The 14,259-nt window shown below is 57.7% G+C and carries 11 protein-coding genes and 3 pseudogenes; 7 read left to right on the top strand and 7 right to left on the bottom strand.

The genetic code is table 11. The annotated features are described in order from the left end of the window. Positions 1–39: 39 nt before the first annotated feature. Positions 40–797 (top strand): IS5 family transposase gene (locus QRN60_RS24495; RefSeq protein WP_111785430.1). Its coding sequence is split into 2 segments (ribosomal slippage): positions 40–376 and positions 376–797, totalling 759 coding nucleotides; the frame shifts between segments, so codons are not numbered across the junction. Between the two features lie 16 nt (positions 798–813). On the opposite strand, the gene QRN60_RS24490 is transcribed toward QRN60_RS24495, so the two are convergent. The 3 genes and pseudogenes from QRN60_RS24490 to QRN60_RS24480 form a co-directional block, all read right to left on the bottom strand. Further along, positions 814–1,383, bottom strand: coding sequence for a hypothetical protein (locus QRN60_RS24490; protein WP_060726509.1), 570 nt, complete (start codon positions 1,381–1,383; stop codon positions 814–816). Positions 1,384–1,545: 162 nt separating this feature from the next. Continuing rightward, entirely contained in the window at positions 1,546–1,959 is a 414-nt protein-coding gene (locus QRN60_RS24485; protein WP_060726510.1) for a hypothetical protein, read from the bottom strand. Between the two features lie 525 nt (positions 1,960–2,484). Next, positions 2,485–3,045 (bottom strand): annotated as a pseudogene (locus tag QRN60_RS24480) (hypothetical protein); the annotation flags it as partial. 201 nt (positions 3,046–3,246) lie between these two features. On the opposite strand from QRN60_RS24480, the gene QRN60_RS24475 reads away from it, so the two are divergent. After that, positions 3,247–4,353, top strand: a complete 1,107-nt coding sequence (locus tag QRN60_RS24475; protein ID WP_111785432.1) for a Fic family protein — start codon at positions 3,247–3,249, stop codon at positions 4,351–4,353. Between the two features lie 367 nt (positions 4,354–4,720). On the opposite strand, the pseudogene QRN60_RS24470 reads toward QRN60_RS24475, so the two are convergent. Then, positions 4,721–5,866, bottom strand: a pseudogene (locus tag QRN60_RS24470) (IS110 family RNA-guided transposase). A 566-nt stretch (positions 5,867–6,432) separates the two neighbouring features. On the opposite strand from QRN60_RS24470, the gene QRN60_RS24465 reads away from it, so the two are divergent. The 5 genes from QRN60_RS24465 (at position 6,433) to QRN60_RS24445 (ending at position 12,333) form a co-directional block, all read left to right on the top strand. Continuing rightward, positions 6,433–6,717, top strand: coding sequence for a YMGG-like glycine zipper-containing protein (locus QRN60_RS24465; protein WP_077998830.1), 285 nt, complete (start codon positions 6,433–6,435; stop codon positions 6,715–6,717). Between the two features lie 192 nt (positions 6,718–6,909). Continuing rightward, positions 6,910–7,584 carry a response regulator gene (locus QRN60_RS24460; RefSeq protein ID WP_060726513.1) on the top strand — a complete coding sequence of 225 codons (675 nt, stop codon included), beginning with the start codon at positions 6,910–6,912 and terminating at the stop codon, positions 7,582–7,584. 1 nt (position 7,585) lies between these two features. Further along, positions 7,586–8,935: a sensor histidine kinase gene (locus tag QRN60_RS24455; RefSeq protein ID WP_060726514.1), complete on the top strand. Its 1,350-nt coding sequence runs from the start codon at positions 7,586–7,588 to the stop codon at positions 8,933–8,935. Positions 8,936–9,181: 246 nt separating this feature from the next. After that, positions 9,182–10,375 (top strand): efflux RND transporter periplasmic adaptor subunit, encoded by a 1,194-nt coding sequence (locus QRN60_RS24450; RefSeq protein ID WP_111785434.1) that lies wholly within the window; start codon positions 9,182–9,184, stop codon positions 10,373–10,375. Positions 10,376–10,383: 8 nt separating this feature from the next. Next, the gene (locus tag QRN60_RS24445; RefSeq protein ID WP_112212304.1) at positions 10,384–12,333 is read left to right on the top strand and encodes a MacB family efflux pump subunit; all 1,950 of its coding nucleotides are present in this window, start codon (positions 10,384–10,386) and stop codon (positions 12,331–12,333) included. A 556-nt stretch (positions 12,334–12,889) separates the two neighbouring features. Here the strand turns inward: QRN60_RS24445 and QRN60_RS24440 are convergent. The 3 genes and pseudogenes from QRN60_RS24440 to QRN60_RS24430 form a co-directional block, all read right to left on the bottom strand. Beyond that, entirely contained in the window at positions 12,890–13,054 is a 165-nt protein-coding gene (locus QRN60_RS24440) for a hypothetical protein (protein ID WP_162690975.1), read from the bottom strand. 39 nt (positions 13,055–13,093) lie between these two features. Then, positions 13,094–13,355: pseudogene (locus QRN60_RS24435) on the bottom strand (ArsR family transcriptional regulator); the annotation flags it as partial. 160 nt (positions 13,356–13,515) lie between these two features. Further along, positions 13,516–14,253, bottom strand: a complete 738-nt coding sequence (locus QRN60_RS24430; RefSeq protein WP_111785305.1) for an SDR family NAD(P)-dependent oxidoreductase — start codon at positions 14,251–14,253, stop codon at positions 13,516–13,518. Positions 14,254–14,259 lie beyond the last annotated feature (6 nt).

Below are 14,259 nucleotides of genomic sequence, written 5' to 3'. Positions count from 1 at the left end.
TGCGTCGGATGTGATTCAGGCCCCGCAAGGAGACTGATCATGAGCGACCTTTATTGGCTGACAGATGAGCAAATGGCGCGGCTTGCGCCGTATTTTCCCAAGAGCCACGGCAAGCCTCGGGTTGATGACCGCCGTGTTCTGAGCGGGATCATTTTTGTCAATCGCAATGGCTTGCGGTGGCGGGATGCACCCCGGGAGTACGGGCCGCACAAGACGCTCTATAACCGTTGGAAGCGTTGGGGTGTTATGGGCGTGTTTGGCCGGGTGATGGAAGGTCTTGCCGTCGAGAGCGCAGATCCGAAGACCGTCATGACTGACGCAACCTATTTGAAGGCGCATCGCACGGCCTCAAGCCTGCGATTAGAAAAGGGGGGCTTGGGCGGTTAATCGGGCGCACCAAGGGCGGCATGAACACGAAGTTGCATGCTCTCGCCGATGCGAATGGTCGACCGCTCAGCTTCTTCATAACCGCCGGTCAGATAAGCGATTATACCGGCGCAGCTGCCCTGCTCGATGATCTGCCCAAGGCGCAGTGGATGCTGGCCGACCGTGGATATGACGCCGACTGGTTCAGGGATGCCCTGCAGCAGAAGGGTATTAAACCCTGCATTCCCGGGCGCACATCCCGGTCCCTGCCGGTCAAATACGACAAGCGTCGATACACGCGCCGCAACCGCATCGAGATCATGTTCGGTCGCCTCAAGGATTGGCGCAGCGTCGCCACCCGGTACGACCGATGTCCGACTGTCTTCTTCTCCGCCCTCGCTCTGGCCGCAACCGTCATCTTCTGGCTGTGATCAACGAGTCCTGACCCTAGCGCCCGTCGAACTTGGCGAGCATCCTGCGCAATTGCGCGTTCTGCTCGATGAGCTTCTTTGCAAGCTGACGCCGCAAGGCGTCGACCTCAGCGTCGAGGTCGGCCATCTCATCCATGAATGATTTTGGCCCGGAAGGAGCGGCAGTAGCGACCTCGTCGGTTTGGGAGGCAGAAACCGCAGGCTCCACAATCGGCTTAATCTTCTTTTGGCGTGACGGTGCTGCCGTCACCAGTGTTTCGGCAACTTCAGTCAGCGTGGGAGCTGGCGCTTCTTCCTCAGACGGTTGCGAGGTAAAGAGGGCCGCGTTCTCCTCGATACTGGCCGCGACTGCGGTAGCTTTCGCTGCAACTGGTGTCGCCGTTTCGATGTCCGTTGAGCCAGTATCTTGGGCGGGCAGGTTTGCCTCGACTTGCGCCGCGGAGTCGGACTCAGCGGAGTGGTCGGGCGCCGCTGGTTCGATGCCCGGGTGTTCCTCTTCGGGGGCGGGTCTGTATTCGAGAGCAATTGTTTTCGCCGCGACTGCAGGGCTCTCTGGCTTCGGTTTACGCGACACCAGGTCAGCCACAAATCTCCATGGTGTTCTCATCACATTACCTTCAAAGCATGGCGGCAGGGGAAACAGCCGCGGTCATTCATTGTCACCAAAACCGCATTGATCTCGGGTCAATCATACGAAAGATCGGCGGCGCCATCGCATGAAAGTACGTGGCGCCGGTCAAACCAGAATTCAGGCCTTGCCAAGGCGCTTGCGCAGATCTGCATTCTCTGCGCGAAGCTTCTCAGAGAGTTCCTTGCGAAGCTGTTTGTTCTCTTCCTCAAGCTTGATGAGGTCGGCGATATCGTCGATGACGTCAACGGAGGTAGCGACCGGAGCGGAAGAAACTGCCGCAACGCGGGGCGTGCGACTGGAGGCCGCCTTCGGTGTGGCAACCGTCTTTTCCGCCTTGACCGGAACCACTTTGGAGCCGCGCTTGGCACGTGTCTTCTTGGCCGGCTTTTCTACCGGTGCAGAGGTAGCATCGACGGTGCTGGCTTCTGCGACAGCTTTCGGCGTCCGTGGCTTGCGCGTCTTCTTCTCAGCGGGGGTAGGGGCCGGCGTTTCTGTCGCGGCAGATGCTTCAATCGTGGTTTCGTCGGCCATCAGTGTTCTCCTCTGTTAGGCCCCCAAGCTTTTGATTCACCGTTACTTAAAGTCAATGCGGGAAACCGTGTTTTTCGCCCGTATTCGGCGTTTGTGCCGCCGCACCTCAAACGATGCCACGCATGTGTCATCCATGATAGATAGAAGCTATTCGTTCTGCCGGTTGGTCCAAGGTCATTTTATGCGTTTGATTGTTTTTACTATCGTCTCTTTCATTGCGACTGTTGAGTTTCAGCTAGATTTGCGCCACTCTTTCTTTTTGCGTTGTACCACCTAGTTGCATTTATGGTGTTGATCGAAAAAATCTTCTTGCAGTGTGGGCGGATCCGTCTGAAACGGAAAAGCGGGTCAAATTCGTGCGATAATCGACAATGGATATGCGAAAGAAGGTGCCAATGACCTCGTCGTCAGAGATCGCCGTGACGCTGATCCGACCTTGTTCGTGTAGCATCGCGACCTCGGGGCCGACGCCCGGGTAGACCAGCCCCGAGGCGACACCGAGGCCGGCACCCCGTCGTTCTGCTGGAGCTGCCAATATGTGTCACCGAACCGGCGCATATGGTAGACTAAAGCGTCCTGAAAGCTCGCCGGATCTTCTGTCGCTTCAAATAGTGCTTCTGGGAAAGGGCTTATCGCTTTTGGTGCAGGCCCGCGTTGTGGCGAGGCGGACCGGGTAAAGGCGCTGTCGGTCGCCGCGCGTTGTGGCTGTCGGGCGGAGCGGGCGGAAGCTGCCTTCTTGGCGGGCGCCATTTTGCCTGAGCTAACTGTCGGCTTTGGCGGTCGTCGTTCTTCGGCCGCTGGTGGTGCGCCGAGCCAGCGGATGATTGCATCCAGGCCTGGCCGGAGTTGCTTTTTCAGTTCTGCCGTCAGCTCGGCTTCGATCCCACAGGCCTGATTGATCATCGTCCAGTCGATATGGCCATTCAGGAGCGGGGGCGATTTCCGGTAGATGATCAAACTGGCCAGATAAGGCCGTATATTCTCCAACACTCGCCCGGGTGCGATCGGAGCGATGCGAAGCTCGCAGAATTCCGAAATTTTTCGCTGAAAATGACGTGATGAAAGGTCGTGTTTGGTCATGCTCATTCCGTTTCTCTCGGCACCAGTGCCGAGGGCGAGCGGAAATAGGGGGCGCCCGTTAACAAAATATGTTTAGGGCAAGAGGTTACCTGTCGATTGCTGCGTCTTGAATGGAAAGTCGCAGCTTGTGGCGCTGAGCGATAGATTGGCTTGCAATAGCTCATTTATGGCAATAATTATGAGTTATAGAGAGGGATGCTATAACTCATGAAATGGAACTGGCAAAACACTGATTGGCCAAACTTCAGATACGACACCGCAAGCATGGTACCGTTGGAGCAGAAATTCCTGCAGTCCGCCGGCGAGGTTATCGGTGCTGTTCGACATTTCAGCGAGGACGACAGCAACCAGCTTCGCATTGAGTTGCTGAGCGACGAAGCGGTCAAGACCTCAGAGATTGAGGGGGAATTTCTTGACCGCATGAGTGTCCAGTCATCACTCCGCCGACAGTTCGGGCTGAACACTGATGATAGACAGATTCGCCCCCAGGAGCGGGGGATCGCAGAGATGATGGCGGACGTATATCGAAGCTGGCATAAGCCGCTGCATCATGAGGGCCTGTTCCACTGGCATTCAATGCTGATGGCCGGAAATCGATATATTGAAACAGTTGGTGCTTACCGCAAGCATGAAGACGCCATGCAGATCGTGTCGGGTCGATTGGATAAGCCGACAATCCACTTCGAGGCTCCCCCGTCACGCCAGGTTGCCACGGAGATGGAGACCTTCATCGCATGGTTCAATCAATCCGGGCCAAATGGTCAAACGTCGCTTCAAGCTTTAACGCGCGCAGCAGTAGGCCATCTTTATTTTGAAAGTATACACCCATTTGAGGATGGCAACGGCCGAATTGGGCGCGCGCTCGCTGAGAAATCCCTGGCGCAAAACATAGGGCAGCCAAGCCTCATTTCACTCGCCTTCACAATCGAGAAGAGCCGGAAGGCCTACTACTCCGAGCTTGAGCGGCACCAGCGCACGCTTGATATCACCGACTGGATCATTTTCTTTTCAGAAACTATCCTGGATGCTCAACGGGCGACGCTTGAGCGCATAGATTTCTTCATTCAGAAAGCAAAATTCTATGATCGTTTTCGAGGCCAGTTGAACGAGCGGCAGGAAAAGGCAGTCGCGCGCATCTTCAAGGAAGGCACGGCTGGCTTCAAAGGGGGGCTAAGTGCCGAAAACTACATTTCGATCACAGACACATCCCGCGCTACAGCAACACGCGACCTTCAGCAGCTCGTGGAGATCGGTGCGCTGACGCGCACGGGCGAACGTCGGCATACCCGGTACTCGCTGTCATTGCAGAAATAAACTGTTGCTAGTTTAATGAACTCCACCAACGTTATTATCTACGTGGACGATTGTTCGATTCCTTTCACATCAGGTTTTTTGTCAACGGTTCATTTTTGTTGTCATCGCAAAGCGTCCTTTTTTAGCGGATCCATGGTCTGAGCCCATCGCTTTACCGGCTCGCTATCGAGCCTGTACAACCTCACATACGGTCGCCGCTCCAGACGGCAGCACCAATTTCCCGCTTTCGCGGGCGCGGGTTCAGGAGAACGGGACCAATCTCAAGACCGGCTCTTAGCCAAACGGAATCCCGGTCCGATCACCTGGATCCGTCAGGGCTGATCACACCCTGAGGATTTGAATTCTCGTATCACAGGCACTTCCCGCCTCAGGGAGTTTTCATGATTGCACCTTCGATCACGACGCCGGAGCTCATGTATTCCCACAGTGCAACGAGCAGCTTGCGAGCCAGTGCCACAATCATCGGCTTTTTCAAACGGCCGCCGTTTTGTGCGATACGCTTCTTAAACCAGCAAGATAGCGTTGAGGTCGGTTGGTGCCGTAACCACAGCCATGCGAGCTCGACCATGGTTGCTCTTGGACGTGGATCTCCGGCTTTTGACACGCCCTGCTCGCGATTGACGTTACCGCTTTGCCAGGGGGAGGGGGCAAGGCCTGCATACGATGCGATTTGGCGCCGGTTGTCGAAGTGGCGGAACAGGCCTTCCGTGTACAGTATTGTAGCAATTTCAGGCCCAATTCCTCGGATGCCCAAGAGAGCGGCCGCTTCTTTCGGCGTTTCCGGCGTCTCCTGAACGATCAAGGCATCTCGCTCGGCTTCGACAGCTTTGATCTGTGTGAGTATCAGTTCGAGCCGGTCAAGCTCTACAGACTTCGGCCTTCAGGTGTTTTGATAGCGGACGTCCATCGCCTGTCCGAAGCTCGTCCAGACGCTGCCGTCGATCCCGATTGACGGGCTCATACTCCCGTATTCCTTGTGTGAACAGCAGACCCTTTATCCGATCGACGTGGAAGACACGCTTCGCAATCAGCGTTTTCCGCTCCCGTCCAATCCGTCGGTTGTCTTCTTCCTCGGGCGAGAGAAGCTTCACCATTGAGCAGGCCCGCGGCTCGCCACGTTTCCATGCAATCAACGCGCGGATTAGAGTTTCTCCATCAAGACGATCAGTCTTCGCTCGACGATGTCGACGCGGCACGGCGATGTGGCTTTCTATCGAGGTTTCCTTGTCGAGTACCCGGCCTAGCCAGAAGCCATCCAGTCCGGCTTCCTGAATTACGACCAACGGGTACAGTCTGTCCTTCCGCCGTTTTGCTTTCTGGCGAAGCGCAGCGAAGCATTCGACAGGCCAATTAAATCACCTCCCGCCACGGTGTGGCGAGACATCTTCTCGTTACAAGGCGACAGAGCTGTCACCAGCAAGGCCGACTTGCTTAATTCCAAGGAGATGAAAATTGCGCCAGGATCGACGAGAGTGGCGGTCGGCGCTTGAGATTGATCTGCTGTCATCGGCATGGTTGGCCTCCAGAGAGTTTTCTAGCGACCTCACTCTGCCACGGTGCAGGCCGCTACTCACCCCTGATGGGATCTCAAGAGCAAAAGCAGCGTTCAAACACATCTACAGGCAAGCTTTACGACTGCTTTGCGCCCTCATTCTGATCACTCGGTTTTCTACTGAATATTCCGGAACGCGCCGTCCGCATAATGAACTACAGTCAGTGAGTTGGGTTGGGAAACGGACTGGCGGGTTTCGGGCCGGCCGCGCGTGGAAGCGGTCCTGAACCGCCGTTAATCCCTGTATGAGAACGTCGGCAAAGTTCTGCTCCAGTCATTTCGACCCACCCTCCTCAAACGCAGTGATGAACAGGGCGACGTCGGACCCTATCGAGTAGGCGGGGCGGAGTTGCCTGAGAATGACTTATCGCGAAGACGCGCATCCTACACGAATTTGCGCTTTCAACCGGTTGATGCCGAAAGTTCTGCGTAACTTCCACGTAATTTTCGGTGTCCATACATCTCAGCCTTGGTGTGTCTCAACGGTCGACGGGCGACCGTAGCGGTAATGGCTCGAAAGGACAGACATGAAAAAGATCATTTCAGGCGTACTCGTTTGCTTGACGCTGACAGCATGCAGCCAGACGGAAAAGGGCGCCGGCATTGGTGCGGCGAGCGGCGCTATCATCGGTGGGTTGGCAAGCGGCACCTGGGAAGGTGCTGCAGTGGGAGCCGCCGCGGGTGGTGCGGGAGGGGCGGTCATTGGGAACATCAGTGAACGAAACGACAGGAACCGCCGCGATCGCTGGGAACATCGGGACCGGCGCGACTACGGTTGCAGATATCGGGATAACTACGGCCGCTGCCGATAAGGAGCTGGCCTTGGCGACGGGGGGGCTAAAAGCCAGCTGGATACCGGGCAGGTTTCGGTTCCCCGGTGCCGGGCAATCTGGACTGCCGATTCGCGGCCAGTCGGTCATGGCAGTCAAGTTTATCTGAAACGTACATATTTGCTGCTAGAATTCTTGAGAACAGCTGTCCGGAACTTGCACGATCAGGCCACTATGAAACTTCTACTTATCGAAGACGATCCAGAAATGACGGATGCCTTGAGGGTGGCCCTTTCGCAGCATGGCATCGTTCTTGATGCGGTTGGCGATCTGGCAACGGCGCGGGAAGCAATCGCCATGGCGGACTACGATATCGTCCTTATCGACCGGCAACTGCCTGATGGTGATGGCAGTACCTTCCTTGCGGATTTGCGTGGCGCAGGTTCAAACACGCGATCGATCATCATCTCCGCTCTGAGGTCCACCGACGAGCGTATATCCGGGCTGAATGACGGCGCTGATGATTATTTACCAAAGCCCTTCGAAATCCCCGAACTGGTCGCGAGAATGAGCGCTGTGCTGAGGAGGGCTCCGACAACGGGATCGTCCCTCCTGGCTGCCGGAAACGTTACCTACAATCGTGTGTCATGCGATGTACATGTCAATGGCGTCCGGCTTGCGCTCACCCGCAGGGAACTGCTGATCATCGAAACGCTTCTGAGAAACCGTGGTCGGACCGTGTTGCGCTCGTCCCTTGAGGGTCAGGTCTATTCCTTTGACGATGAGATCCAGTCGAACTCACTGGAATCCAACATGTCGCGTCTGCGCCGAAAGCTTGGCGAAGCGGAGGCCAACATCGTTATCAAAAACATTCGAGGCATAGGCTACTACCTTCATGAGCAGAAATAGGATGACCAGCACCTCCCTTCGCTGGCGTTTCACTTTCGGTTTTATTGTCCTGCAGCTCTGTGCAGTCATCGCCTCGCTCAGCCTGGTTTTCTATCTCCTTTCCGGCCTCAAGCCTGATGTGGCGATCACGTCCATCTGGCTGTCTCAGGAAATCGCAGATTCAGTCCGTCTCGAGCCGAATGGCCGAGCAAGTCTGATGCCAACGGCTGAACTTAAAGAGATTATGGAAGACTCGCCTAACCTTTGGTTCGTGGCAGACCTCGGCAAAGATATCGTTCTGGCACATGGCGTGCCTCCCGGGAAAATTGCCGACAACATGTCATTCTTGCGGACGTTCAGAAGTGTCGAACTTCATGGCGATCTAGATGATCCGTTGAGTGTGGGCCGCATGGAGCGTTTCGACACCCAGGCTGGTGAGGCGACGATTTTTGCTGGCGGTGTTTCGATGTCTCAATATGGTGTGACCGTGCTGTTGGGGAACCTTGCCATCGGTATTCCGGCGCTGATCCTCGTCGCCATTTCGCTCATTGGCGCTCCGTTTGTCACACGCTGGGCTTTGCGATCCTTCAGCGATTTGACCACGCGTCTCGACAGGATCGATCTCGACACACGTGGCGCCCTGGTGGAAGAGCGGGGTCTGCCCAATGAAGTGCTTCGACTTGTGCGCGACATCAACAGGGCGCTGCGTCGTCTCGATAGTGGCTTCGAGGCAACGGAGCGCTTCTTCGTCAACGCGGCGCATGAACTTCGAACGCCGATCGCTGTCCTGCAGGTGAGGATAGATACGCTTTCACCAGGTGAGGACAAGACACACCTGCAGACGGCCATCAAGCGACTTACGGCGATCGCGAACCAGCTTCTCGACACCGAGAAGTACCGACAGAAGCCTCAGCAGAATACACCTGTCAATCTCAATAGCGTTGTGTCGAAGGTGGTTGCCGATCTTGCTCCCCTGGCGATCTCTGAAGGCTACGAGATTTCCTTTGATAGCGACGCGGAGAACCTGTTCGTTCCTGGTGATGCCGAAGCACTGGAGCGTGCATTCGTCAATCTGGTTCGAAACGCAGTCCAATATGGAGGTGGAAGAGGACAGATATCAGTGAGCATTGAGGCTGACGGTAGCGTGATGGTCGCCGATCAGGGTTGCGGAATTGCCAGCGATAAGCAATCACGCATATTCGAACCGTTCTACCGGGTCAGCCCTCACGGCTCAGGTGCGGGCCTGGGGCTCAGCATGGTCAATGAGATCGTGACGCGTCACGGCGGCTATGTTGAGCTTTCGTCCGCTCCTGGCAAGGGCAGCACATTTGCCGTGCGCTGGCGCGAGAAGCGCATTTTCCAGCATCGGTAGGGGTCGATGCCTGCGCTAACGGGTCAAGGCATCTTGTTCGTCGATGTTGGCTAGGCACGGCCGCAATCGCTTGATGTGTGGCGGGCGATCGCTGGCACGCCATCCCCATTGCAAGCATTCTGTGCTGACCGGTTGGTTTTACAGCGCGTGCCAAACGGATACGCCCCACGACCGCTCCCCGTCATTTTCAGGTAACTCTCGTGACAGAGAAAGCCCGAAAATTTCAATAGCTTGGACCACGACTAAATGACACGAAACATCACCCGCAAGCGTCTCATCCTGTCGGCGGTAACCCTTGTCGGTGTGCTGGGCGTCTGGCTCCTCTTTCTGCGTCCGCCGGCGAAGCCTGAACTGGTGACGGCGCAGGCGCGAACGGGTGACATCGAAGAGGTGGTGCTGGCGACCGGGGTTCTCGAACCGCTCGAGCTGGTGCGTGTCGGCGCCCAGGCGTCGGGTCGCATTGAGCATCTGGCTGTCAAGATCGGTGACCTCGTCGAGGCGGGCCAATTGGTGGCCGAGATCGATTCCCAGACCCGGCGCAACACCTTGCGGGACCGCGAGGCCGCTTTGGCGAACATCCGCGCTGTTCACGCCGCGCGCCGCGCCGGTCTGGTGAAAGCCGAGAAGGATTTCGAGCGTGAGCGTGACCTGCTGGCAGGTGGTTCCACGCCGCGCGCCCAGTATGACGCTGCGGTTGCCATGCGAGACACCGCGCGGGCCGAGGTTCAGTCGCTGGACGCTCAGGTCTCCCAAGCGCAGGTCGCGCTGGAGTCTGCGGGTATAGAACTGGACTATACCCGCATTACTGCCCCAATCGCCGGCACTGTGGTCGCGATCGTCACTGACGAAGGACAAACCGTGAATGCCCTGCAGACCGCGCCGACCATCGTCATGATCGCGCGATTGGACACAATGACGGTGCGCGCGGATATCTCCGAGGCTGACATCGTGCGTGTCAGGCAGGGCCTGCCGGTCTGGTTCAGCATTCTTGGCGATCCGAAGCGCCGTTTCGATGGGGAGTTGCGACAGGTGGAACCGGCCCCGGCTTCCATCGCCAACGAGAGCAACGCCACTGCTAGCCGGATTAGCTCAACCAATGGCGCGGTCTATTACACCGGGCTGATCGATGTGGCGAATGCGGACGGGATCCTGCGGCCCTCCATGACGGCCCAGGTGTCCATCGTTTTGAGCCGCGTCAGCGGTGCCGTGCTGGTTCCGCTCAGCGCAGTGGAAGGGGCGCCCCGGGCCGGTGATACGGCGCGTATGCGGATACTGGACGCGGTGGGCGAGGTCCAGATCCGGCAGGTCCAGGTCGGTATCGATAACGGCGCGGACATCCAGATCCTTAGCGGTCTTCAGGCAGGCGAGACCATCGTCCTGGGAGCATCCACGGACGAACGCACGGACGGCCAGGCTCAACTGGCCGCGGCGAAGCGGTAGGGCGCGCTATGACGGAACCACTGATCCGCGTACGTGGGGTATCCCGCGCTTTCCCCGCAGGCGACGAGATGGTGCGGGTGCTGAAAGACGTCGACCTCGACATCGAGGCCGGCGAGATGATGGCCATCATAGGTGCGTCTGGCTCCGGCAAGTCGACGCTGATGAACATCCTTGGCTGCCTCGATCGTCCGACGGACGGCAGCTACTGGATCGAAGGACGCGAGACCTCGAAGATGTCCGTGGACGAACTGGCCGCGCTACGCCGTGAGCGTTTTGGTTTCATCTTCCAGCGTTATCTTCTGCTTGGCGATCTCAGCGCGGCCAGCAACGTCGAGGTACCAGCCATTTATGCCGGACGCAGCCGATCCGACCGGCACAAGCGAGCGATCTCCTTGTTGACCCGGCTGGGTCTGGCCGAGCGGACGGGCAATATCCCGGGCAAGCTTTCGGGCGGCCAGCAGCAGCGGGTGTCGATCGCCCGCGCCCTGATGAACGGCGGCGAGATAATTCTGGCCGACGAGCCGACCGGAGCGCTGGATACGCACAGTGGCGCCGAAGTCATGAAGATCCTGCGCGAGCTTCACGCCGAGGGGCACACCATCATTCTCGTCACTCACGACAAGAAGATCGCCGAACACGCGGATCGGGTTGTAGAGATCAGCGACGGCGTTATCATTTCCGACGAGCGCAATATATCCAAATCCGCCGCGACGGCCCGTCCCATCCGCGAGCACGCGCCGGGCGCTGGCTGGCGTGGTGCAATTGACCGGATGGCCGAAGCTTTTCGTATGGCGGGCGCGGCAATATGGGCGCACAAGATGCGCTCGCTTCTGACCATGCTCGGCATCATCATCGGTATCGCCTCAGTGGCGGCTATCTCGGCACTGGGAGCCGGTTCGCAGCAACAAATCCTGAGTAGTATCAGTTCGCTTGGCACCAACACGATCGAGTTGCGGGCCGGTAAAGGCTTCGGCGATCTGGAAGCGGACAAGATACGGACCCTGGTTCCCGCCGATGCAGAAGCGCTGGTGAACCAGCCCTATGTCGACAGCGTGACACCAGCCGTCACGACGAGCGTAACTGTCAAGCGCGCCGCCGTGGCCGTCAATGCGTCAGTCACCGGCGTTGGCGCCGACTTCTTTCGTGTACGGGGTCTTGAGCTGGCGCATGGACAACTGTTCGACGCCCAGGACGTTACTGCCTACAGCCAGAATGTAGTGATCGATGCAAACGCCGCGCGAGACCTGTTTCCAGACCGGGTAAACCCGGTGGGGCAGGTCATCCTTCTGGGCACAATGCCGGCGAGGGTCGTAGGTGTGACGAAACGGGAAAATTCCTTCGGCCCGGCGGTTGATACGTTGACCGTTTATGCGCCTTACACAACCGTCATGGGCCGCATGCTGGGTCGTCCGAACGTCGACGGCATAACGGTCCGTATCAGAGACGATGTCGACCCGGGCAATGTCGAGGCCGCAGTTTCACGCCTTATCGAGCGTCGGCATGGCGCGAAAGACTTCTTCCTCACCAACTCGGCGACCATTCGCGAGACTATCGAGACCACCACGCAAACCCTGACGCTGCTGATTTCGTCAGTCGCCGTGATCTCGCTGATTGTCGGCGGCATCGGCGTGATGAATATCATGCTGGTTTCCGTGACCGAGCGCACCAGGGAGATCGGCGTTCGTGTGGCCGTTGGCGCGCGCCGCAGCGACATCCTTTCCCAGTTCCTGATCGAGGCCGTCATGGTCTGCCTTGTCGGCGGCTTCATGGGAGTGATGCTCGCCCTCGGGATCAGCGCTCTTTTTAATTTGCTGAGCCCCGACTTCAAAATGATCTTCTCTTCTGGCTCCATCATTGTGGCCTTCGCCTGCTCCACCCTGATCGGAATTGTCTTCGGCTTCCTTCCCGCCCGCAACGCGGCAAAGCTGGACCCGATAGAAGCCTTGGCACGCGAATGATGGCTGGAAAGCATGTGTGATGGCGTAGTGAAGAATAGCAGTGGGTATTGCCGTTTTGGAATTCCAATTGGAAATCAGCCTCGCAAGCAGCTGGAGAACTGACTGCTTCTGAGTTCACGGCCTGATGATCGGCGGAGTTCACAGTATGATCGAACGACACTTCTGAATCAAACCGCTGCCTCCGATTCATTTCCTTCCCCGGTCAAGATCCGGGTCGGCACGGTCGCATCGCGCTGAGACTGTAGCGGGTGCCAAACCGCAGGCAACGGAGGGTCCTTTCGGTTTGCCATAAATCGTCCGCTTTGGGCTGTCATCGAGAAACCTGCAAAGCAGACGTCCGGCGCGACCTGACCTATTGACCAAGATCAGCCCGAAGTGGCCATTTCATCGATCCGGCGCACGTTCGCTAGGCTGAACCGTCAGATAGCTGGTTGGAGTATGGCTGGTAACCACAGCCGGCCACTCCGGTTCTCTTGGATCGTAAAACAGACGACTGACCGAGTCATAGAGCAGGAAATGGTCCTCATCGACGTGGACGACGGCCACACCTTGAATATCACTCCAATCGCTGGTTCTTATCGGCGTGCCGATAGGCCAGCCGAGCGACCTCATCATAGGTCATGCCAGTGAGCATTTGCAGGACGCGAACCCCACAGCCGTCGTCCCTTGCCAATTGTGAGTGAAAGGGAAATCGAACTTGGCCGGGCTGGCGCAGTGACATGGTTGAACTCCTTCATTCACGAATCTCAGCATATTGCCTCTCGGTCCATGCCCCTTTTTCCTCCAGTCGGAGCAGGCCGAACGTGCAGATCCGCACCCGGCCGACTTTCTCCGTGGTGACGAGGCTCGCTTGCTCTGGACGCCGACGTGCTTTTTTCATGCCCGTGAGGGTAATGTGGAATTTCTCGGCAAGCTCCGTGATCGAAGCGTTGTGACGTCCAAGCTGCTCCAGGATGCCGCCGGGTGGCCTCCCAAAGCGCGGCGAAAGGGCGGCGAGTCCGCCGCTGTGACTCGATTCCCAGCGAGACGGGCCGATCCGCTCTTGAAAGACATGCGACCTACACTCCGTTCGACCACGCTATGATGGGTGCATAGTGGAATGAGAAAGGAGAGCTAGTAGGTGGTATTATCCAGTTAGCTCCCACTCTCCTATGTTTAAATCGTGGACCCGCGGGAGTGTGTTCAGGTCAGCGTGCCGCCATCAACGGTCAGGATGGTTCCGGTGATTTGTCGGGCCGCGCCGGATGCGAGGAAGGTTACCGCAGCCGCGACATCCTCCGGCTCGCCGTACCGGCCGAGCGGTATTAGGGCACGCTGGAAATCTCCGAACTCACCCTCGGCCGGGTTCATTTCCGTGTTGGTTGATCCTGGCTGAATGAGATTGACAGTGATGTCACGGGGGCCAAGTTCTCGCGCCAGACCGCGGGTAAACGATTGAAGTGCCGATTTGGTCATTGAATAAACAGTCGATGGTCCGACAATGCGTTCTGCGCCTGCGGAGCCGATTGTGACGATCCGGCCACCTTTGCCAAGATAAGGCATAGCGGCTTGCGATGCCAGGATCGGGGAGCGAGCGTTGACAGCGAAAAGAGCATCGATCTCGGCAACGGTGAAATCCGCCACATCCTTGTAGATCGCGATAGCCGCATTGTTCACCAAGATGTCGAGGCCACCCAACGCTTGCGCCGCTTGATCAACCGACCGCTTGACCGCCTCTGGGTCCATGCTATCAGCCTGGATAGCCAACGCCTTGCGGCCTTTGCCTTTGATCGTTGCGACAACTTGCGCTGCCCGATCAGCGGCGCGTTCGTACGTGATCGCAACGTCGGCGCCTTGTTCTGCCAGAGCTATCGCTATCGCGGCGCCAATGCCGCGGGACGCTCCAGTCACGAGCGCACGTTTACCTGCTAGTTCACTCATCGATCA

It is taken from the genome of Agrobacterium sp. CFBP2214, assembly GCF_030209895.1.
Taxonomy (GTDB): Bacteria; Pseudomonadota; Alphaproteobacteria; order Rhizobiales; family Rhizobiaceae; genus Agrobacterium; species Agrobacterium radiobacter.
Note: the sequence above shows the minus strand (reverse complement) of the source record. Positions and strands in the feature narration are given on the sequence as shown.

What these genes read in the sequence shown, in the direction of transcription:
- QRN60_RS24485 (WP_060726510.1), bottom strand. Translation starts at nt 1,959, where the DNA reads ATGGCCGACGAAACCACGATTGAAGCATCTGCCGCGACAGAAACGCCG.
- QRN60_RS24475 (WP_111785432.1), top strand. Translation starts at nt 3,247, where the DNA reads ATGAAATGGAACTGGCAAAACACTGATTGGCCAAACTTCAGATACGAC.
- QRN60_RS24465 (WP_077998830.1), top strand. Translation starts at nt 6,433, where the DNA reads ATGAAAAAGATCATTTCAGGCGTACTCGTTTGCTTGACGCTGACAGCA.
- QRN60_RS24460 (WP_060726513.1), top strand. Translation starts at nt 6,910, where the DNA reads ATGAAACTTCTACTTATCGAAGACGATCCAGAAATGACGGATGCCTTG.
- QRN60_RS24455 (WP_060726514.1), top strand. Translation starts at nt 7,586, where the DNA reads ATGACCAGCACCTCCCTTCGCTGGCGTTTCACTTTCGGTTTTATTGTC.
- QRN60_RS24450 (WP_111785434.1), top strand. Translation starts at nt 9,182, where the DNA reads ATGACACGAAACATCACCCGCAAGCGTCTCATCCTGTCGGCGGTAACC.
- QRN60_RS24445 (WP_112212304.1), top strand. Translation starts at nt 10,384, where the DNA reads ATGACGGAACCACTGATCCGCGTACGTGGGGTATCCCGCGCTTTCCCC.
- QRN60_RS24440 (WP_162690975.1), bottom strand. Translation starts at nt 13,054, where the DNA reads ATGTCACTGCGCCAGCCCGGCCAAGTTCGATTTCCCTTTCACTCACAA.
- QRN60_RS24430 (WP_111785305.1), bottom strand. Translation starts at nt 14,253, where the DNA reads ATGAGTGAACTAGCAGGTAAACGTGCGCTCGTGACTGGAGCGTCCCGC.